This window comes from Methylocapsa acidiphila B2 (assembly GCF_000427445.1).
Lineage (GTDB): Bacteria > Pseudomonadota > Alphaproteobacteria > Rhizobiales > Beijerinckiaceae > Methylocapsa > Methylocapsa acidiphila.
In genome coordinates this window covers 2,631,027-2,651,542 of the sequence record NZ_KE386496.1, presented here as the reverse complement: position 1 = coordinate 2,651,542, position 20,516 = coordinate 2,631,027, and the positions used below count along the sequence as shown (strand labels likewise).

Annotated in this window: 19 protein-coding genes; 11 read left to right on the top strand and 8 right to left on the bottom strand. The window is 62.7% G+C overall.

The window, feature by feature from the left end; all coding sequences use genetic code 11:
• Positions 1-97: 97 nt before the first annotated feature.
• The 4 genes from hpnE to hpnA are packed head-to-tail and all read right to left on the bottom strand — an operon-like array spanning position 98 to position 4,114.
• Positions 98-1,351 carry a hydroxysqualene dehydroxylase HpnE gene (gene hpnE, locus METAC_RS0115015; protein ID WP_026607678.1) on the bottom strand — a complete coding sequence of 418 codons (1,254 nt, stop codon included), beginning with the start codon at positions 1,349-1,351 and terminating at the stop codon, positions 98-100.
• On the bottom strand, positions 1,351-2,199 hold the full coding sequence (gene hpnD, locus METAC_RS0115010; RefSeq protein WP_026607677.1) for a presqualene diphosphate synthase HpnD: 849 nt from the start codon (positions 2,197-2,199) through the stop codon (positions 1,351-1,353). Before hpnD ends, hpnE begins: the two co-directional genes overlap by 1 nt.
• Positions 2,196-3,077 (bottom strand): squalene synthase HpnC, encoded by an 882-nt coding sequence (hpnC, locus tag METAC_RS0115005; protein ID WP_026607676.1) that lies wholly within the window; start codon positions 3,075-3,077, stop codon positions 2,196-2,198. Before hpnC ends, hpnD begins: the two co-directional genes overlap by 4 nt.
• On the bottom strand, positions 3,074-4,114 hold the full coding sequence (hpnA, locus tag METAC_RS0115000; RefSeq protein WP_051335856.1) for a hopanoid-associated sugar epimerase: 1,041 nt from the start codon (positions 4,112-4,114) through the stop codon (positions 3,074-3,076). Before hpnA ends, hpnC begins: the two co-directional genes overlap by 4 nt.
• A 296-nt stretch (positions 4,115-4,410) precedes the next feature.
• Between hpnA and METAC_RS0114995 the strand changes: the two genes are divergently transcribed.
• The gene (locus tag METAC_RS0114995; protein ID WP_026607674.1) at positions 4,411-5,715 is read left to right on the top strand and encodes an aspartate aminotransferase type Ic; all 1,305 of its coding nucleotides are present in this window, start codon (positions 4,411-4,413) and stop codon (positions 5,713-5,715) included.
• Positions 5,716-5,871: 156 nt separating this feature from the next.
• Positions 5,872-7,701: an ABC transporter transmembrane domain-containing protein gene (locus METAC_RS23860; RefSeq protein ID WP_036255634.1), complete on the top strand. Its 1,830-nt coding sequence runs from the start codon at positions 5,872-5,874 to the stop codon at positions 7,699-7,701.
• A gap of 23 nt (positions 7,702-7,724) precedes the next feature.
• Here METAC_RS23860 and METAC_RS0114985 read toward each other — a convergent pair whose 3' ends face one another.
• Complete coding sequence (locus METAC_RS0114985; protein WP_156898236.1) at positions 7,725-8,009, bottom strand: hypothetical protein; 285 nt, start codon at positions 8,007-8,009, stop codon at positions 7,725-7,727.
• A 202-nt stretch (positions 8,010-8,211) separates the two neighbouring features.
• Positions 8,212-8,673, bottom strand: coding sequence for a GNAT family N-acetyltransferase (locus tag METAC_RS0114980; protein ID WP_026607672.1), 462 nt, complete (start codon positions 8,671-8,673; stop codon positions 8,212-8,214).
• A 119-nt stretch (positions 8,674-8,792) separates the two neighbouring features.
• Between METAC_RS0114980 and recF the strand changes: the two genes are divergently transcribed.
• The 3 genes from recF to METAC_RS0114965 all read left to right on the top strand — a co-directional run bounded on the left by recF (position 8,793) and on the right by METAC_RS0114965 (position 12,615).
• Positions 8,793-9,971 (top strand): DNA replication/repair protein RecF, encoded by a 1,179-nt coding sequence (gene recF / locus METAC_RS0114975; RefSeq protein ID WP_051335606.1) that lies wholly within the window; start codon positions 8,793-8,795, stop codon positions 9,969-9,971.
• Between the two features lie 653 nt (positions 9,972-10,624).
• The gene (ftsY, locus tag METAC_RS0114970) at positions 10,625-11,860 is read left to right on the top strand and encodes a signal recognition particle-docking protein FtsY (RefSeq protein ID WP_036256594.1); all 1,236 of its coding nucleotides are present in this window, start codon (positions 10,625-10,627) and stop codon (positions 11,858-11,860) included.
• A gap of 74 nt (positions 11,861-11,934) precedes the next feature.
• A complete protein-coding gene (locus METAC_RS0114965; RefSeq protein WP_026607669.1) occupies positions 11,935-12,615 on the top strand; it encodes a septation protein A in 681 nt (226 codons plus the stop codon).
• Positions 12,616-12,671: 56 nt separating this feature from the next.
• On the opposite strand, the gene sciP is transcribed toward METAC_RS0114965, so the two are convergent.
• Entirely contained in the window at positions 12,672-12,947 is a 276-nt protein-coding gene (gene sciP, locus METAC_RS0114960) for a CtrA inhibitor SciP (RefSeq protein WP_026607668.1), read from the bottom strand.
• Between the two features lie 407 nt (positions 12,948-13,354).
• On the opposite strand from sciP, the gene mnmA reads away from it, so the two are divergent.
• Positions 13,355-14,623, top strand: coding sequence for a tRNA 2-thiouridine(34) synthase MnmA (gene mnmA, locus METAC_RS23855; RefSeq protein ID WP_051335854.1), 1,269 nt, complete (start codon positions 13,355-13,357; stop codon positions 14,621-14,623).
• Between the two features lie 123 nt (positions 14,624-14,746).
• The gene (locus METAC_RS0114940; protein WP_036255632.1) at positions 14,747-15,424 is read left to right on the top strand and encodes a class I SAM-dependent methyltransferase; all 678 of its coding nucleotides are present in this window, start codon (positions 14,747-14,749) and stop codon (positions 15,422-15,424) included.
• A gap of 15 nt (positions 15,425-15,439) precedes the next feature.
• Here METAC_RS0114940 and METAC_RS0114935 read toward each other — a convergent pair whose 3' ends face one another.
• Positions 15,440-15,661 carry a YdcH family protein gene (locus METAC_RS0114935; RefSeq protein WP_026607666.1) on the bottom strand — a complete coding sequence of 74 codons (222 nt, stop codon included), beginning with the start codon at positions 15,659-15,661 and terminating at the stop codon, positions 15,440-15,442.
• Positions 15,662-15,986: 325 nt separating this feature from the next.
• Here METAC_RS0114935 and METAC_RS0114925 point away from each other — a divergent pair, with 325 nt between their 5' ends.
• From METAC_RS0114925 to metA, 4 genes are all read left to right on the top strand, one after another.
• Positions 15,987-16,175, top strand: coding sequence for a YdcH family protein (locus METAC_RS0114925; RefSeq protein WP_026607664.1), 189 nt, complete (start codon positions 15,987-15,989; stop codon positions 16,173-16,175).
• An 886-nt stretch (positions 16,176-17,061) separates the two neighbouring features.
• Positions 17,062-17,907, top strand: a complete 846-nt coding sequence (locus METAC_RS23850) for a response regulator transcription factor (protein WP_051335605.1) — start codon at positions 17,062-17,064, stop codon at positions 17,905-17,907.
• Between the two features lie 249 nt (positions 17,908-18,156).
• Positions 18,157-19,431 carry an O-acetylhomoserine aminocarboxypropyltransferase/cysteine synthase family protein gene (locus METAC_RS0114910; RefSeq protein WP_026607662.1) on the top strand — a complete coding sequence of 425 codons (1,275 nt, stop codon included), beginning with the start codon at positions 18,157-18,159 and terminating at the stop codon, positions 19,429-19,431.
• A 46-nt stretch (positions 19,432-19,477) separates the two neighbouring features.
• A complete protein-coding gene (gene metA, locus METAC_RS23845; RefSeq protein ID WP_036255630.1) occupies positions 19,478-20,506 on the top strand; it encodes a homoserine O-succinyltransferase MetA in 1,029 nt (342 codons plus the stop codon).
• Positions 20,507-20,516: the final 10 nt, after the last annotated feature.

Here is a 20,516-nt window from a genome sequence, read left to right as displayed (position 1 = left end):
GAAACGTGATCGTGTTTTGAAAGCGAGAGCGAGATCTTACGCGAAAAACCGGATTCCACTTTTTCGCATCCCGCTCAAGGACGACGGGCGCGCGCGCTCATCGGCGCGATCGCGCGACGAGATCGGCGGCTAGGTCGCCTGAACGAATGGCGCCTTCGATCGTCGCCGGCAGGCCGGTCGCTGTCCAATCGCCGGCCAACGTCAAATTGGCGTAGGCCGTGGCTGCGTCTGGACGGCGTGTGTTTTCAGCGACCGTCGCCGCGAAAGTCGCCCGTTTTTCCTTGATGATCTGCCATGGCGGAAGCGGCTTTTCAATATGCGCGGCCCTGACGACCTCCGCCCACAGGCTTTGCGCAAGCTCCTCGCGCGGAACGTCGAGGAGACGGTCAGCGCCGCTGATCGTGATTGAGATCCGGTCCGGAAAGGCGAAGATCCATTCCACAGTCCCGTTGATCACGCCGAGCACAGGCGGCAAATCAGCTGGCGGAGGGATTTTGAAATGGGCGTTGACGATGGCGCGAAAACTTTCCGGAGTTTCGAGTTCCGGCAAGAGCTCGCGCGCGACATTCGGCGGCACGGCGAGAATGACATGATCCTGCGGTCCGAGCGGGGTCGTCTCCTCGCCGAAATCAAGCGCGTCGATGCGGTCTTGCGAGAAAATGATCTTCTTCAGCCTGTGGTCGAAGCGGATCTGCGCCCCGCGCGCGGCGAGATGGCGGAGCGCCGGCTCGATGAAGGCTGCGGAGAGCCCATGCGCGGCGACAAGCGGACGGCAAGCGACTCCGCCCTTCGCCAGGGTCTCGCGCACGACGGCGGCGGCGAGGCGGCGCGAGCCTTCTTTCGGCTCGGTGTTCAGTGCGGCGAGAAGGAACGGACGCCAGAGTCGCTCGTAAAGAGCGCCTTCGCAACGCATGACCTCCGCGATCGGGCGGTCACCGCCAGGAAGGAGGAGGCGCAGCAGGGCGAGATGATCGCTCCAGCGGGAGCCAGGCGTCCGACGGTGCGCGGAAAAGATCCACCAGGGCAGCGGGCCGGCGTTCGGCCGCACGACCCAGCGCTGCATGGAGGCGAGATCAACGAAGCTGAATTCGGCGTCGTCCGGCCCTTGCATTTCTTCCGCGCCGCCGATCGCAGCGAGGAAGTTTCGCGCAGAGACATTCCCCGAAAGGAGCAGGTGATTGCCATTGTCAATCGTCATGCCGAGCTGCGCGTCGTGATAGGAGCGGCAACGTCCGCCCGCTTGGCGCGCAGCCTCGTGCAGGATGATTTCGCGCGATCCATCGGCGAGGCGCACCGCCGCGGCGAGGCCGGCGAGCCCGGCGCCGACGACATGAATGGCGGATCCCGGCATTAGATGAGGCCGTAGCGGAGGATCGCGAGGAGAATGCGATGGCGGGGCGTGCGCTGGCGCAGGCGTGGCGGCGCAAAGCCCCGCGCGGCCAAGCCGGCGAGAATGCTCTGATAGACCTCGGCCATCACGCGTGGGGCGCGCACGGTCGCGCGTGGGAGCCCTGCCATGATGCGGCGGCCTTGCGCGAAATGCTCGGCCGCGATGTCGATGAGCGGCGCGCAAGCTTTTCCGAGCGCGGGACTAGCCAGCACCTCGTTGGGAGCTGTGGTGAAAATGCCTGCCGCCAGCAATTGCTCGCGCGGCAGATAGAGACGTCCGATCGCGGCGTCCTCGTCGAGGTCGCGCAAGATGTTGGTGAGCTGAAACGCGCGTCCGAGATGATGCGCGAGCTCGCGTCCTTCGGCCGGCGGCGCGCCGAAGATGCGCACCGAGAGCCGGCCGACCGCGCTCGCGACTCGATCGCAATAAAGATCGAGCGTCGCGAAACTCGGCGCCTGAATGTCGGAGAGGACGTCCATCTCCATGCCGTCGATGACGGCGAGGAAATCCTCCCGCCGAAGATCGAACTGCTCGATCGCGGTTTGGAGGCCGAGCAGGGGCCGAGAGGGCGTCCGCCCGCCGCAAAGCGCGCCGATGTCGCGGCGCCAGGCTTCAAGCGCATCGAGGCGAGCGGCGGGCTGGCCGCCCTCGTCCGCGATGTCGTCGACGGCGCGGCAGAAGGAATAGATTTCGAACATGGCCTCGCGGCGCGGGCGGGGCAGGATCCGCATGGCCGCGTAGAAGGAGCTTCCGCGCGAGCGGACGGCGGCGTCCTCGCCGTCCGCGGCCGCCGAGGTTTCAGCGCTCATGCGTCCTCCGCGCGTGGCGCCGAAGGCCGCGAGGCGCTGGCCGCTGGGGCCGAGAGGACCGAAAACACCCCGATCAAGGTCCAGGCGAGAAAGGCCGGCTTGCTGAGATGCACCTTTTCGCTCAGAGGATCGCGCGCGAGCAGGATGTTGTTGAGCGTGCGGGCGAGCCTCGCGATGGCCGCAGTCTCGAGCCGAAGTCTGAAATCGCGCACTTGCGCAGGCAAGCGGGCGCCCTCGTCGATGAGCGTTCCGGTCTTTTCGGCCAGGCCGCGCAGGCAGGCCCTGAGCCCCGGCGAGGCCCGCGCCGCAGCGAGCGACTCGACCGCTGCTTCCTGCGCGGCGAGCGCGTCCAGGGGAATATAGACGCGGTCGAGATTGCGAAAATCGGCGGCGCAATCCTGCAAATGATTAATGACTTGCAACGCCGAGCACAGCGCGTCCGAGGCGGGCCATGTCGCCTCGCTCTCGCCATGCACGTCGAGGACGAAGCGTCCGACTGGCGCCGCCGAATAGGCGCAATATTCCATCAGCTCGTCCCAATTCGCATAACGGGATTTCACAGCGTCCATACGAAACGCCCGCAGCAGATCGAGCGCATGCCGGGGCGAGAGCTTTCTTTCGGCTAGGATGGCGCGAAGCGGCTTGGCCGCCTCGACGCGGTCGCTGTCGCCCAGAAGCGTGGCCTCGAACAGATCGAGCCCGGCGAGCTTCGCGTCCGGGGACAGCGCGCCATTGTCCACGACATCGTCGGCGCCGCGCGCGAAGCGGTAATAGGCAAGGATCGCAGGGCGATATTTCGCCGCGATCAGCCGCGAGGCGACGGGAAAATTCTCTTGGCGATGCGTCTTTGAGGGCTCCGCGCGGAAATCGTCGCTCATCGCAGATAGCCATTGTCGCGAAACCAAGCCAAAGCCTCGGCGAGGGCCTCGCCATAGGGCCGCGCCGCATAGCCGAGCTTGTGTTCGGCTTTGGCGGAGCTGAAGAACATGCGATGCTTCGACATCCGCAATCCGTCGACGGTCACGAAGGGCTCTCGTTTGGTGAAATGCGCCGCAGCCTCGGCCGCAATGGCGAGAGGGTAGACCAGCGCACGGGGGAACTGGAGTTTCGGCGCCTTGCGGCCGCAGAGCGCGGCGATATCGGCGAGAAGGCGCGCCAGCGAGGCGTCTTGGCCGCCGAGAATATAGCGCTCGCCGATCTCGCCGCGCTCCAGAGCCGCCAAATGGCCTTTGGCGACATCGTCGACATGCACCAGATTAAGTCCTGTGTCGACATAGCCGGGCATGCGCCCCGCCGCCGCTTCGAGAATGATGCGGCCCGTCGGCGTCGGTTTGACGTCGCGCGGGCCGATCGGCGTCGAGGGATGCACGATAACGGCCGGCAGCCGCTCGCGCGTGATCATCGTCTCGACGACTTGCTCGGCGGCGACCTTGCTGCGTTTATAGGCGCCGATCGCGCAGGATTGCGCGAGGCGCATGGTCTCGTCCGCCGGCTTGCCGTCCTTCGTGCAGGCGATCGTCGCCACGCTGCTCGTATAGACGACTCGCTCGACGCCCTCGTGCAGGGCAGCCTGCATCAAATTGCGCGTCCCGTCGCGATTGGTCGTCAGGATTTCCTCGCGGTCGCGCGCCCAGAGCCGATAATCGGCGGCGACATGGAACAAGAAGCGCGCGCCGGTCATCGCTCGCTTGACCGCCGCGGCGTCGCGCATGTCTCCCTCGGCGATCTCAATGTCCAGATTGGCGAGATTGGTTCGCGGGCTCGTGCAGCGCGTGAGCGCCCGCACCGAATAGCCGGATCGAACCAGCGCATGCGCGACGGCGGAGCCGACGAAGCCCGAAGCCCCCGTGACCAGAACCTTGTCGCCCGCCACGTCGTTTTGCCCTCCGCAGCATGCGCTTGCGCCGCCATCCATTTGACAGTTGCGGCATATCACCCCTGCGGCGCTATCGGCAAGACGGCCGGCGCCCGAGATCGGAACCTCTCGAAATAATCCTTTCGACAATAGTTTAAGCCCGATCGGGGGGCGCTGGACGGCGGCGCGATCAAAATTTCGCGACGGGGCTTCGCAGCGGGTCCCTCCTTGCCCATCGTCCCTCGGCGCAAAGCGGACGCGTCGAGGCCTTGGAAGCCATTTGCAAGCGCGCTGGGCTGGCGCCGCTGTCGACGTAGCGCTACAACCCGCCAACTCGATAAATAGCCGGGGTTTCCATGACCACGATCGCCGATCTTTCGGACGCCGATCTCGAAGCGCTGCGGGCGCGCGTCCAAGATCAATACGACGCCTTTCGCGCGCAGGGCCTCAAGCTGGACATGACGCGCGGCAAGCCCGCGCCGGAGCAGCTCGACCTCTCGAGCGGGCTGCTCGCGCTTCCCGGCAACGCCGACCATTTCACCGAAGCCGGCGAAGACGCCCGCAACTATGGCGGTCTGCAGGGGCTCGCCGAAGCGAGGGCCCTGTTCGCGCCCATGCTCGGCGCGCCGCCGGATCGCGTCGTCGTCGGCAATAATTCGAGCCTCGCGCTGATGCATGACTGCATCGTCTGGGCGCTGCTAAAAGGCGTCGTCGGTTCGCCGAGGCCCTGGTCGAAGGAGGCGGAGGTCGCGTTCATCTGCCCGTCGCCCGGCTATGACCGGCATTTCGCGATCTGCGAGGAATATGGCTTCCGCATGCTGCCGGTCCCCATGACGGGCGAGGGACCCGACATGGATGCGGTCGAGGCTCTTGCCGCCAACCCGGCGGTGAAGGGCATGTGGTGCGTGCCGAAATATTCGAACCCGACCGGCGAGATCTACTCCGCGGCCACTGTCGAGCGTCTTGCCGCGATGAAGACGGGCGCGCCCGATTTCCGGCTGTTCTGGGACAATGCCTATGTCGTCCACCATCTGACCGAGCGCCGGCATGAAATTCTGAATATTCTCGAGGCCTGCGCGCGCGTCGGAAACGCCGACCGCGCCTTCGTCTTCGCCTCGACCTCCAAGGTCACTCTCGCGGGCGGGGGGCTCGCATTTTTCGCCTCGTCTTCCGCCAATGTGAAATGGCTTCTCGCGCGGGCCGGCAAGCGCACCATCGGTCCAGACAAGCTGAACCAGCTGCGCCATGTCCGTTTTCTCCGCGACGAGGCGGGCATCCTCCGCCTGATGGACGCGCATCGCGCCCTCATCGCGCCGAAATTCGCGGCGGTCGAAGAGGCCCTGGAGCGCCGGCTCGCCGGAACCGGCGTCGCGCGCTGGACGCGTCCCGAAGGCGGCTATTTCATCAGCGTCGACGCCCGCAAGGAGACCGCGAAGCGCGTCGTCGCGCTCGCCAAGGACGCGGGGCTGGCGCTCACGCCGGCGGGCGCCACCTGGCCGTTTGGCCAGGACCCCGACGACAGCTCGCTGCGTCTCGCGCCGACTTATCCGAGTCTCGAGGAGGTTCGCGCGGCGTCGGAAGGGATCGCGCTCTGCATTCTTCTCGCCGGGATTGAGAAAGAAGGGGCGCTGCGCCGGCCGGAGCTTGCGCGGCCGGCCTAAGGGCGCGGCGTGGTTCTCACTTTCGTCACAGCTTGATCTGTTCTAAGGAAAGAGAGGCGTCCGGCGCTGCGACGGCGGCGTTCGGAGACGCGTAAATTAGAGACGCGACGAAGGGCGTTCGGGCCCGAATGTCCACGATCCCGGGATCATCCTGCCATGGCCAAACCCCGCCCCGCTCTCGACCCATCCGCCGCGCCGAAGCAAAAAGCCTCGCCGCGCGCCCTGCTGCCGTTGCTGCCTTATGTGCTGCGCTACAAGCCGCGCATCGCCGGCGCGCTCATCGCTGTGACGATGGCGGCGGCGGCGACGCTCGCCGTGCCGCTGGCGATCCGCCGAATGATCGATTTCGGCTTTTCAACGGATAGCGCCGGCCTGGTCGACACATATTTCTTCGCGCTGGTCGGCGTCGCGGCGATTCTCGCCCTCTCATCGGGCGCGCGTTACTATTTCGTGACGACCCTCGGGGAGCGGGTCGTCGCCGACCTCCGGGCGGATGTGTTCAAGCATCTTTGCCGGCAAGACGCCGCCTTTTTCGATTCCGCCAAAATCGGCGAGCTGCTTTCGCGGCTCACCGCCGACACGACGCAAATGAAATCGGCGTTCGGCGCGACAGCCGCGCTGGCGCTTCGTAACTTATTTCTCTTCATCGGCGCGATCGGGCTCATGGTCTATACCAGCCCGAAACTATCGGCTTTCGTGCTGATCGCCATTCCGGTCATCGTCCTGCCCCTCGTCGCGTCGGGACGCCTCGTGCGCAAGCGGTCCCGCACGGCGCAGGACGCCCTCGCCGAAGCGAGCGCCTTCGCCGCGGAAAATCTCGGGGCCGTGCGGGTGATGCAGGCCTATGGCGCGGAATCCGCTGCCGGCGCGCATTTCGCCGCAGCGGCCGAAGAGGCCTATGTCGCCGCCCGCAACGCGGCCTCCGCGCGGGCGCGGCTCACGATCGTGGTCATTTTTCTGGTTTTCGCCAGCATTGTCGGCGTGCTCTGGCTCGGGGCGCAGGACGTGCTCGCCGACCGCATGACCGGAGGACTGCTCTCGCAATTCGTCCTTTACGCCATTCTCGGCGCCGGCGCGCTCAGCGAGTTGAGCCAGGTTTGGGGCGAAGTCGCCGCCGCCGCCGGCGCCGCTGGGCGGATCGCCGACATATTAAGTCTGAAGCCGACCATTGTGGCGCCGGTTCCGGCGGCGGCTTTCCCGGCGCCGACGCGCGGCGCCATTGGTTTCGAGCATGTCGAATTCCACTATCCGACGCGGCCGGACGACCGCGCCCTGCATGATCTCACTCTCACGATCGCGGCGGGCGAGACGGTCGCGCTCGTCGGACCGTCGGGCGCCGGAAAAACGACGCTTTTTCAGCTTCTGTTGCGCTTCTATGATCCGACCGCTGGCCGCATCCTTCTCGACGGCGTCGACATCAAGAGCGCCGATCCGGCGGAGCTGCGGCGGCGAATCAAAAGCGTGCCGCAAGATCCGGTGATTTTCGGCGTCTCGATCGCCGACAATATCCGCTATGGCGCGCCCGACGCCAGCGACGAGGCGGTGCGCGACGCCGCCGTGCGGGCGGCGGCGGACGAATTTATCCGCGCCTTGCCGGAAGGCTATGCGACTAAAGTCGGCGAGCGTGGCGTGACTCTCTCGGGCGGGCAGCGCCAGCGGCTCGCCATCGCCCGCGCGATCCTTCAGGACGCCCCGGTGCTGCTCCTCGACGAAGCGACCTCGGCCCTCGATTCGGAAAACGAGATGCTCGTCCAAGGCGCGCTCGAAAAGGTGATGTCAGAACGCACGACCATCGTCATCGCGCATCGCCTCGCGACGGTGCTCAAGGCCGACCGCATTCTGGTCCTGGACAACGGCCGGCTGGTCGAGGAGGGCGATCATGCGACCCTCGTCGCGCGGAACGGGCTTTACGCCCGCCTCGCCAAGCTGCAATTCGAGACCGGCGCGGCGGCGCTGAAGCCGGACCAATCAGTCGCCGCCGAGTGACGGCGAAGGCCGCGAAAAATTGCTTATTCGGCCGCGTCAAGCATAGGCTGGAACCGGTCGAGCTTGGCCCAGGTCGCGGCGTCGGTCTTCTTGTCCGCATGCCATTGCGACATGAGCTCGGCGAAGACCGGTTCGTCGAAATTGAACACGGTTCTCAGCGGCGCGGTCACGGGCTGATGAATGCCGGTTTCGATTTCGCCGAGAAGGCCTGGGTCTGCGACGAGAATGCCCTTTGAATCGCTCGTCATGACGATTCGCTTCAAGGGCTTGCCGCCCAGGGCCTGGACCACCACGAATCTTTGCAGCATTGACCGCAGCTCCCGTTTTGCGCCGGATGCGCGCTGATCGGCGTCACGCGCCGCTGGATGCCGGCGCGGAGTGTGAGGAGAGGCGACGTCAGGCAATCCGCCGTTAAGTCACCTGAAGTTATTGAAATCGATTAGTTTAGTGATCTTGAATCGAGACGATCCAAAGCAATCGCGATCTAAATGCCGCAATGCACAAAAATATTCAAGCTCGTTTCTGCCAGCGAAGGCGCCACGTTTTCAGCCCGGAGCGCGGATTCACGCCTTCGGCGATTTTTTCGAAGCCTTCGCGCTCGTAAAATCGAAGGGCGCGGGCGTTGTCCTGGTTGACCTCCAGGATCAGGCTGGTCGGCGAGAGGCGGCGGGCCTCGCTCAGAAGGAGGGCGGCGGCGCCGCTCCCCTTGGCTCTCGGCGCGACGGCGATCTGATCGAGATAGGCGGTCGCGGGATCAATGGTCACGAAACCGATTGGCCGGTCGGACCCGTCGACTGCGCAGACCGTGGCGGCTCCAGCCGCTTCGAGCGCGCGGAGATGATCGCAAAACCAGGAGCGTCTCGCGGAAAAATCGATGTCGGGCATTGCTTCCCGCCAGCTCGCGACCCAAAGATCGGCGAGGCGATCGAGGTCATCGGGCGTCCGGCGGCGGAGGAGGAGCGCTTTTTCCATGGCCGAACCATAACACGGCCGGCGATGAAGCGATTGGCCTCGGCGCTTATCGGTTGCAAGAGATCGCTCGAGCTTCAAGAGGCTTGAGGCCTTGAAGGCGCGTTTCAATGTGTGATCAGATGGAAAGGGCGCCGATCAGCGCCGTGCCGCGCGGAGACGGTTTTCGCGGCGTGCGGCGCCTGACCCTGGCCGATTTTCGTTCCTACTCAGCGCTTGATCTCGCTATATCGGCGCCCGTCGTCGTCCTCACGGGGGACAATGGTGCCGGCAAGACCAATGTGATCGAGGCCTTGTCCTTGCTGACGCCGGGGCGCGGCCTGCGCCGGGCGGATTTGAGCGAATTTTCGCGCAAGATGAGCTCGGGCGGTTTTGCGGTCTCGGTCGAGCTCGCCGCGCCCTTGGGCGAAATTCAGCTCGGGACCGGCGTCGAGCGCCAGGATAATGCGCCGCCTTTGCGCAAATATCGTATCGACCGGGAGCCAGTCGGCTCGATCCGCGCCTTCTGCGATCACCTCCGTGTCGTCTGGCTGACGCCGTCCATGGATGGGCTTTTCACCGGATCGCCGGGCGAACGCCGCCGTTTCCTCGACCGGCTCGTGCTTTCGGTCGACGCCGATCATGGCGCGCGCGTGAGCGCCTTCGAGCGCGCCTTGCGCGGCCGCAACCGGCTTCTCGAATCGGGACAAAGCCAATCGGAAAGGAGCTGGCTCGACGCGATCGAGCGCGAGATCGCCGAGCTCGGGGTCGCGGTCGCCGCCGCTCGCGTCGAGACGGTCTCCTTGCTTTCAGCTTTGATCGCGGCGACGCGAGAAGGGGCAGCGGCTTTTCCTTGGGCGGAAATCGCTCTGCGCGGGGAGGTGGAGACCCTTGTCGCCGAGCGGCCCGCGCTGGAGGCGGAAGATCTCTATCGCGAGATGCTGCGCGACCATCGCGCCAGGGATAGCGCGGCGGGACGCGCCCTCATTGGGCCGCAGGCGAGCGACCTTTGCGTGCGCCACGGCCCCAAGAACATCGAGGCGGCTCAGGCCTCGACCGGCGAGCAGAAGGCGCTGCTGGTCGGGCTCGTCCTGGCGCAGGCGCATCTGGTCGAAAGGACGAGCGGCCTTCCCCCTCTTGTCCTTCTCGACGAGATCGCGGCGCATTTCGATCCGACCCGGCGGATGGCGCTTTACGATCAATTCGGATCTCTCGGCGGGCAGGTTTGGTTGACCGGCGCCGATCCGGCGACTTTCACGGGGCTGGAGATGCGGGCGCAAATGCTGCGAGTCACGCCCGGCCAGATCGATCCGCTCGCCTAGAGCGTATTTCGCTCGGGCCGAATCGATCAGATCGACCAGAATATGCTTGAGTCTCTGAAACTGGAGCGAGTTCTAATCGACCGAACGGGTCCATTCGGTCGGAAAGCGCTCTAGGCCCGTTCGGATTGGGGCGGGCCTCGATCACCAACGCCGCCAGCGCCGCCAATGGCGACGGCGCCAACGGCGTCTCCACCAGACGGTTTCTACATCGCTTTTCGTTATCTGAGCGAGATCGTCGTGCGGAGAGGCTCCTGGCAAAGCTTGGGCTGCTCCAAGCGTCAAAGCAAGAACGCCCGCAGACAGCAGAGCCGACGTCACGAAAGACCGGCGATCCATTATTATCCTCCCGGTGCCAAGACGCGACGATTCGGAGTTGAGGCTCTGATCTTCGCCGCCTGCGGCGCGCCGCCGCGTATAATAATGGAACTGAGGCGAGACCGTTCCCGTCGACCGGAATTTTATATGATCACAATCGCGCCGCCAGTCTTATATAGTTCGCTGAAACGGAGAATATTGAGAAGCGCTGCGTCCACGAGTTGTTTTTACGTTCCTTTTGGCCGAGGCGCCCGCCGAAAGAACGCGAGCAGGGACCTCCCAAAAGCGCGCCGGCGCGTAAGCGGCCGCTCCGGCGGACCGAAGGATAGGATGTGATTGTGAGCCAAGAAAACGACTCGACGGCAAAGTCGAAGCAGAGTTTTTTCCGCCGCGTCTTCGGCCGCAAGGAGAGCGTCGAGGAACAGACGCAGACGCAAAGCCGCGAGGCGGCGCCGTCGGAGCCCGATCAATCTCTGGCCGAGGAGAGCCCGGTTGGCGAGCTGCGCACGGAGGAAGCGCTGCTTCCCGAGGCGGCCGAGGCGGTGCTCGTGGAAACGCGCGAGCCGGTCGAAAGCGAGATGGATGCGGAGCCGGAGGCGCGGCCCCTCGCGCAATCGCCCTTGCAGCCCTTGGAGCAAGCGGCCCCGGCGCAGAAGCGGAGCTGGTGGGCGCGGCTGCGCGAGGGCCTCGCGCGCTCGTCCAATTCGATTGCGAGCGGTCTCGTCGCGATCTTCACGAAGCGCAAGCTCAATGAGGCTATGCTCGACGATCTCGAGGACGTCCTTATTCGCGCCGATCTCGGCGTCGCCACCGCGTCGCGCATCGCCAAAATCGTCGGCCAGGGCCGCTACGACAAGAATGTCGAAGTGGACGAGGTCAAGGCGATCCTCTCCGCGGAGGTGGAGCGGGTCTTGGCGCCTTACGCCCGCCCTCTTGAAATCGACCCCGCGAAGAAACCTTATGTGATTCTCGTGGTCGGCGTGAACGGCTCCGGCAAGACGACGACCATCGGCAAGCTCGCAGCCAAATTCACGGCCGAAGGCCAACGCGTGCTTCTGGCCGCCGGCGACACGTTTCGCGCCGCGGCGATCGAGCAATTGATGATTTGGGGCTCAAGGCTTCATTGCCCGGTGATTTCGCGCGAGCAAGGCGCCGACGCCTCGGCGCTCGCATTCGACGCGATCAAGGCCGCGCAGGAGCGGGGCGACGACATTGTGCTGATGGACACCGCAGGACGCTTGCAAAATCGGGCCGAGCTCATGGCTGAGCTCGAGAAAATCATTCGCGTCATGAAGAAAGTCGACGCGGAGGCGCCGCACGCCGTCCTTCTCGTCCTCGACGCCACGGTCGGTCAAAACGCCATCAGCCAGGTCGAGATTTTCGGTCGGGTGGCGGGCGTGACCGGCCTGGTCATGACAAAGCTCGACGGCACGGCGCGCGGAGGCATTCTCGTCGCGATTACGGATAAGTTTCAGCTACCGGTCCATTTCATCGGCATCGGCGAAACGGCTGATGATCTCGAAGCCTTCACCGCGCGCGATTTCGCCCGCGCGATCGCGGGAATGGAAGAGTAGAGCAGTCTTGCCCGGGTCAGCGTCTCGCGTACATTGGGGGCGAATGGATGCGCAGAGAAGGAAGAGCGGTTCATATGAACGATATGTCGAATCCGGTGACGGCCCTCGCCGCTCCGCAGGATAAGCGGTCCGTCCCGTGGTTGAAGCTCGGCGTGGAGATGGGCCCGCTTCTGCTATTTTTCATCGCGAACGCACGGCCGAAACTGTTCGAGCCTCTTGTCGCGCCGTTCTTGCCGCAAGCGATCCTCGCCGGCCCCAACGCCGGTCTTTTCACGGCGACCTTGGTATTGATGGCGGCGGTCGTCGTCGCGCTGGCGGTTTCGCTCGTCAAAACCCGGAAGCTTCCGGCCATGCCTCTCCTGACAGCGGTCATGGCGCTGATTTTCGGTGCTCTTACCCTTTATTTGCAGGACACGAGCTTCATCAAGATGAAGCCGACAGTTCTTTATGTCGGCTTCGGCGTGGCGCTTTTCGGCGGCCTCGCCATGAACAAGCTCTTGCTGCCGATCATATTCGAAAACGCTTTCGCGATCACCGAGAAAGGCTGGCGCGCGCTGACCATTCGCTGGGGCGCCTTCTTCTTCTTGCTCGCGCTGTTGAATGAGCTGGTTTGGCGGACCCAGTCGAATGATTTCTGGGTCTACTTCAAATTTCCGGGGATTCTTATACTGATCTTCGTCTTCTCGGTCGCCCAGGCGCCCTTGATCGTGCGCTACAAGCTGGAGCCCGACCCAATAGACAATGCGGATGTTTGAAGCGCAGCGGCGAAATAGGCGCCGGGACGAAAAACCGCGCTTCGCGGCAATCTGCTTCAGAGCCGATATTGCTGGATTCGCGTTGTGCGAAGACCGGCAAGCCCATGCTGATCGATGGACATTTGCCACGATAGGAATTCATCGACCGTGAGCGTGTAACGGCTGCAGGCTTCGTCCAGGGTGAGCAGGCCGCCGCGAACCGCCGCGACCACTTCCGCCTTACGCCGAATCACCCAACGTTTTGTCGTCGCGGGCGGCAAGTCCGCTATGGTCAATGGGCTTCCGTCCGGCCCGATGACATATTTGGCCCGGTGACGATTTGGTTCAGCCATTTCCGAAACTCGCGCGACAAACTCTGTTCATTGGTCGCGAGAATAGGGGCGGTGTTTTAAAATTTGCCTAAGCCGGCGCCATGATTTTGCTGAAGAATCTCCGTGCCCTTGCCGCCGGATTTTTGTGATTTCAGCTCGGATCGATCCATTTGACGACAAAAACCACGCTTTTGCAGCTCGCGCGGAGCTCCGGCCTGTCGGGCGAGCTGGCGGAAGGTCGCCAGGATCCGCGAGCTTGGCGCGGAGCGGGATTGCGCGGTGGCGGGCGGACGATATATGAAGAGGATTGGATTTGAATGGCGAGACGGCTGCGCCGCCGCGATCAGGCGCACGGATCCGAGACGTGGAAGGCGCGCGGCGATGGGACTGCGCGGAGGCGGGTTCGGCTCAATAGAAATACGGCGGCCATGACGAAAAGCCAAGCTTCGAGACACAACGACGGCGTCAATAGTCTGGGCTTTGCGAAGCCGCCGGCGCAGACTCGCGTCGTCGTCGCAATGTCGGGCGGCGTCGATTCCGCAGTCGTCGCCGCTCTGCTCAAGGAGCAGGGTTACGACGTGATCGGGGTGACCCTGCAGCTTTATGATCATGGAGACGCAGTCCATCGCAAAGGATCTTGCTGCGCTGGCCAGGACATTCAAGACGCCCGCACCGTCGCGTCGCGTCTCGGCATTCCCCACTATGTTCTGGATTACGAGGAGCTATTCCGTAAAAAGGTCATCGATCCTTTCGCGCATAGCTATGTGACGGGGGAGACCCCCATCCCCTGCGTCTCCTGCAACAGCGAGATCAAATTCGCCGATTTGTTCCAGACGGCGCAGGATCTCGGCGCGGATGCGCTGGCGACGGGGCATTATGTCTCCTCGAGGCTCGACTCATCCGGACGGCGGGCGCTCCACCGCGCCGCCGACGCCACGCGAGACCAAAGCTATTTCCTGTTCGCCACGACAAAGGCCCAGCTTGAGCTTTTGCGCTTTCCCCTCGGCGATTTGGCCAAGAGCGAGGTTCGCGCCTTGGCGCGCCGATTCGACCTGCTCGTCGCCGATAAAGCGGACAGCCAGGATATTTGCTTCGTGCCTGAAGGCAAATATAGCGATCTCATCGAGCGCCTGTCGCCGGGCGCGGCGGCGCCTGGCGAGATCGTCCATGTCGACGGCCGCGTTCTCGGGCGTCATTCGGGCGTCATCCATTATACGATCGGGCAGAGGCGCGGGCTGGGACTGGGCGCCACAGGCGCCGCCGCGGGCGAGCCTCTTTTCGTCATCCGGCTCGATGCGGCGCGCGCGCGCGTGATCGTTGGTCCGCGACGGGCGCTTGCGACGCGCCTGGTGCGACTGCGCGGCCTCAACTGGATCGGCCCCGACGGGCCTGGGGCCGCGACGAGTGAAGGGCGTGAGCTTTTCGTGCAGGTGCGCTCCAGCCGACCGCCTGTTCCAGGCTATCTTTATGTCGCCGACGGCGACACCTTGGTCGAGTTCGCGAGCGACGAGGACGCGGTGTCTCCCGGCCAAGCTTGCGTCTTTTACGAGTCGGACCGGCCACAGGCGCGGGTTCTGGGCGGAGGCTTCATCAGCGCGACTGAACCGGCTTGCCCGGCCGCGACTAAGATCTCGCGCCGCGCGCGGACGGATGAGTTTCCGTCTTTGGTTGAAGCTCCTGCAGCGGGCGGGGCCTGAATTTCGAATAAACAAACTAAAAAAACGCGATCGCGGCGGCGGTCTCCGATTCTCGGAGCTCAATCCGTCGACGGCCCAGGCTGGAGGTTAACGCCCGTGCAGGAGGAAGTCTTTTCCGGCCCCATGCTCGCCTCGGATGCGGCGTCCGCGCCAGAGGCGCACGAGGTCTCCATCCTCGACAATAAGCATGTCAAGTCGAGCTATGCGCGCTGGGCGCCGGTTTATGACTTTGTCTTCGCCTTGGTCATGCGGCCTGGACGGAAAGCGGTTGCCGCCGCCGGCGCCCGCCCGGGCGGACGAGTCCTCGACGTCGGGGTGGGCACGGGCCTCGAACTTCCCATGTTCGATCGCCGAACCAAATTGATCGGCATTGATCTATCCGAGCCGATGTTGCGGCGCGCGCAGCGCCGCGTCGGCGCCAAGGCTCTATCCAATGTGGAGGGGCTCGCGGCGATGGACGCAACGCGGCTCGCCTTTCCCGACAGTCATTTCGATGCGGTGGTTGCGCCTTATGTTCTGACCGTCGTGCCGGAGCCGGAGGCAAGCCTCGACGAATTGGTTCGGGTCGCAAAGCCCGGCGGCCAAATCATCCTCGTCAACCATGTCGGCGCGGCGTCCGGCCCTATGGCTTGGATTGAAAGCATGCTCGCAAGGTGCAGCGCGGAACTCGGGTGGCGACCGGAATTTCCTTGGTCCATCTTGGGAGATTGGATCGACTCCAATCCCCAGGTTCGCCTGTTGGAGCGGCGGCGGCTGGCGCCTTTCGGATTGTTCACCCTCGCGCGCATCGAGAAGCTGTAGGCCTGACGCGCCTCCTCACGCGATAATATCCGGCGTCAGCTGATCTTCGAGGAAGACGAGGCGGTCGCGCAAAACGAGCTTGCGCTTTTTGAGCCGTTGAACTTGCAGTTGATCGGCGGCGGCGCCGAGCTGGAGCAACGCTTCGATCGCGGCGTCGAGATCGCGGTGCTCTTGCTTGAGATGCTCGAGCTCCGCCTGTAGCAAGGCGCGGTCTTCGTCGCTCAGTTTTTCGGCCATGAATTGAAACTCTCCTTATTCTAGCGGCGGGCGAAGCTTCTGGGGCGCCGGCGCGAATATGCGTTCGCCCCTGCTTTGAGCCAATCTAGGGTCTCGGTCACGCTTGATGACAGACCGCTCGCGATATGCCGTCGTTGCGCGCGACGCGCGAAAATAAGTTCGGCGGTCGTTTCGGACAAGGGCCGTCGCGGCGCCGCAGCGCTTTCTTCGACGACATGGCGGCGATATGAAAATTGAATGAAAGCCCGAAGAAGCGCCTTCGTAAATTCCAAAACCTGTGCCAAATTTGATGGCTATGCGAAGACCTTGACGAAAGGAGTTCTGCATGTCCCTCGATACTCATTTGAGCGCGCTTGAGCAGCGCCATGAGGCCCTCGACAAGGAAATAGCCAAGGAATTGGCCCATCCGGCAGCCGACGAGCTGAAGCTGGCGGAATTGAAGCGTCGCAAGCTTTTGCTCAAGGATGAGATCGCCAAATTGCGCCACGACCGATCGGATGCGCTCTTGCATTAGATCGCGTAAATCTGGATCGAAATCGGCTCTTGATCATGGCTATGGGCGGCCTCCTGCCGAATTGAGCGGGTTGTCGCCTCGGCCGTTTCCCCCTTCAGATCCGGTCCTGCTGACAGACGGTCGGTGGATTGCTCGCGCCTATCCGCGCGCTGCGGCGGGTCCGCGGGTGCATCCCTAAAGCCCGAAGCCTTACGCCGCCGGCGCAGCCGCTCCCGGCGTAAGGCTTTACGTCTCGGCGCTGGGGTCTCGCTTTTCGCTAAGCGTCGGAAAACGAGCTGCGGGATGGGCATTTGATCCATCGGAACTGCTTTTAAGACGCCAGCATTTTTGCCGGAGCCCTCGGAAGCGACATAAGCCATGCGCTTCGCGGGCTCCGACACGGATCCGATCGTGTTTTGGTCGTCTGCGACCGCTGATGCGTATATTTGATCGAAGGCCTCAAGCTGGTAGGGCCTTACGTTTGCGCCATCATGCCACGTCGATCCAGTAAGTGAAAATAAATGTCGCAACATAGCGCGATGATGTATGCGCGCTAAATACTTTCAAAATTTAATAGAACATCACGGCCTGCGATTTTGTTGCAAGAGCGGCAAAAGCGTCGCGAGGTTCACCACTATTTGATTTGGAGGTAGGTTTGGACAAGACCTCATGGTCAAATATATACAGGCAGTTGCTATTCGTATTAAACTTATGTATATGAAAGTCACTTGTGCATTTTACATTATATGTGCATTTTAAATAAATAAGACTATCAACTGACGATTATGCAAAGTTTTTAGCGTATTGTATTTATTAATAGCTAAATATCTATAGTTAAGCTGTTTTAGAGTTTTGTACCCGGGCGATGAAGCAATTTACCCCAAAATTTAAAAGGAGGCATTGTCGCATGGCCGAATCCGAAATGGGATCATCGGCATTCGCTCATGAGTCGCTTCTCATTACGCAGGCTGATGCGCCTAAGGGCTTGGATGAAGCTGTTGCGCTCGTCGCTGATGCGCGACGTAGCCCGCCTATTCCGGCAAGGGCGGCGGATGCGGGTCTGCGAACGCTGGTCGTGATCGAGGAGCGGGCGCTCATTCGCGAATGCCTTGTGCGATGTCTGAAGGGCAGCTCCAGCTACGATTTGGTCCGTTCCTTTTCTTCTGCGGAAGATTGGTTAAAGGAGCAACCCTTCGCGGCGCCTGGGCCGGTCATCGTTCTTTGCCTCGGCGAGAGGTCTGAGGTCGAGGTCGGGCGGGACGTCGCCATGCTTTTGCGGGCTGTCAGCGATCTTGCAATCGTCGTCGTTTCCGATCGGGAGGATCCTCGAAGCATATTCCAGGCGCTGGACAAGGGCGCGCGCGGCTATGTCACGACGAGCATGGCCTTTGACGTCGTCCTGCACGCCATTCATCTCGTGAGGGCAGGCGGCACTTTCGTGCCGGCGGGAGCGCTGATCGCGTCGCGCGGTTCGATAGAACATCCGTCGTTGCGGGACGAGAAGCCTCGGCGCGGCCTTTTTACGGCCCGCCAAATGGCTGTGGTTGAGTTGTTGCGGCAAGGCAAAGCCAACAAGGTGATCGCGCATGAGCTCAGCATGTGCGAAAGCACCGTCAAGGTTCATGTCCGAAATATCATGAAGAAGCTTCGCGCGAAAAATCGCACCGAAGTCGTTTTCTTGATGGGAGGCGTCGAGGCGGAAGGCAGGACGATGCCCGATGATCGCATCGCGGCGCTGCGTTCGTTCCCATGATTTAGCCGACGGGCGACCGAAGCAGCCCAGAAGATATTCTGAAAGATAATATTTGTGATAAATTTATAAACCAACGGTCCATGGTGTAGTCCGTCTTGATAAGCTTGACATAAAAAATAGTGCATGCATTGTTTACATAATTATAAATCACTTAAATCTTTAGAAAGTGATAACAATGTTGAAATGTTCATTGTTATATTTACATCTTAAGGCTTATTTACAAATTTTTATCGTCAGGTTTGCTGCGCAATGAAGGATGAGACCGTTTCCATTCATGGCGGCTATGCCGGCGATCCTACGACGCACGCTTGCGCCGTGCCGATATACCAGACCGTGGCCTATGAATTCGATAGCGCGGAGCATGGGGCCGCGCTTTTCAATCTCGAGGTCGAGGGGAATATCTACACGAGGATCGGCAATCCGACCAACGCCGTGCTGGAGCGGCGCGTCGCGGCGCTCGAGGGCGGCGTGGAGGCGTTGACCGTGAGCTCGGGGATGGCGGCGATCAATTACGCCATTCTCAACCTGGCGGAGGCGGGAAACAACATTGTATCGCTGCCTCAGCTTTACGGGGCCACCTACACGCTTTTCGCGCATCTGCTGCCTAAGCAGGGAATTAATACGCGTTTCGCCGAAAGCGACGATCCAGCCGCGATCGAGCGGCTGATCGACGACGGCACGCGCGCGATCTACTGCGAAACGGTCGGCAACCCTGCCGGCAACATCGCCGACATCGCCGCGCTCGCGGAGATCGCCCACAAGCATGGCGTTCCGCTCATCGTCGACAATACGGTCGCGACGCCTGTTCTCCTGAAGCCCATCCAGCATGGCGCGGATATCGTCGTTCACGCCTTGACGAAATTCATGGGCGGCCACGGCACCACGTTGGGGGGGATCATCGTCGACAGCGGGCGGTTTCCGTGGCGAGAGCATCGGCGGCGCTTCTACATGTTCAACGAGCCGGAGCCGTCCTACCACGGCGTCGTCTACACGGAGCAGTATGGCGACGCAGCTTATATCGCCCGATGCCGCACCGTCGCCCAAAGAAACACCGGCTCGACTCTATCGCCTCTGAGCGCTTTTCTGCTGCTGCAAGGCGTCGAGACCTTGCCGCTTCGCGTCGAGCGCCATGTCGAGAATGCGCGTCGCGCGGCGGAATTCCTGCGCGCCCACGATCGCGTGGAGTGGATCAATTATGTCGGCTTTCCGGAGAGCCCTTACTACAAGCTCGCGCAAAGATATTTGGCTGGTCGATGCTGCTCCCTGATGACCTTCGGCGTCGCCGGAGGGTTCGAGTCGGGAGCGAAATTTTTCGATGCGTTGAAATTATTCAAGCGGCTCGTCAACATGGGCGACGCGAAATCCTTGGCCTGCCATCCAGCCTCGACCACGCATCGACAATTGTCGCTAGAGGAGCAGCGCAAGGCGGGCATCTCGCCCGAGACGATCCGCCTCAGCATCGGAATCGAGCATATTGACGACATTCTCGCCGATCTCGCTCAGGCGTTGGACGCGACGCGATGAACCGGCGCGGGGGGGCGGCTTTTTCGATTGAAGGCGAGGCGCGAATATGCCGGCGATCTTGACTACGGATCAGGGCGCCGCCGTCTCGATCAGGCGGCGCGAGCCAGTGCGGACGAGGCTCACGCCAAGCTCGCGGGAGCCGATCGAGATCGGCTTGATCAACAATATGCCGGACGCTGCGCTCGAAGGCGCGGAACGACAGTTCGCCGGATTAATGAGCGCCGCAGGCGGCGGCGCGCCCTTGCGCATTACTTGCTACTCCCTACCCGGCGTTCCCCGCGCCGAACGTGGGCTGCGCTACATAAACGGACATTACGCCAGCGGACGTTATGCCCCGATCGAGGATCTGTGGAATCGTCGGCTCGACGGACTGGTGATCACCGGGGCCGAGCCGCAGACGGCGAAGCTTCAGGACGAGCCTTTTTGGCCCGATTTTCGTCGAGTTCTCGAATGGGCGGAAGACAATGCCGTCTCGACGGTTTCGTCGTGCCTCGCGGCTCATGCCGCGGTGCTGCACCTCGACGGCGTCGAACGCCGCGCGCTTCCTGACAAACGCCTCGGCCTCTTCGACCACGACGTCGTCGAAGATCATCCGCTCGTCGTCGGTCTTCCGCCGCGCTTGAAAATTCCACACTCGCGTTGGAACGAGGTCGACGCGGCGACCCTGCGCGCCTGCGGCTATCTTGTGCTTACCTGTTCGCCCGAGGCGGGCGTCGATCTCTTCATCAAGGAGAGAAAGGCCCTGTTCCTGTTCTTTCAAGGACACCCCGAGTATGACTCGGGTGTCCTGCTTAAGGAATACAAGCGCGACGTCGGGCGATATCTCCGGTCGGAAAGGCCCGACTATCCCAATATTCCGAAAGGCTATTTCGACGCGGACTCGGTCGAGCGGCTCGCGGGCTTTCGCGCGCGCGCGGCCGTGCGGCGGGATGAAGGGCTCCTGGCCGAATTTCCTCTCGCATCCGAAGTCCAGGCGGCGGACCGGTCGCTCGGGACGCCGGCGGCGATCATCTATCGCAATTGGCTATCGCATCTCGTTGCGCGCAAGGAGCAGGAAATATTGGCGCGCCTGTAGGATCGGCGCG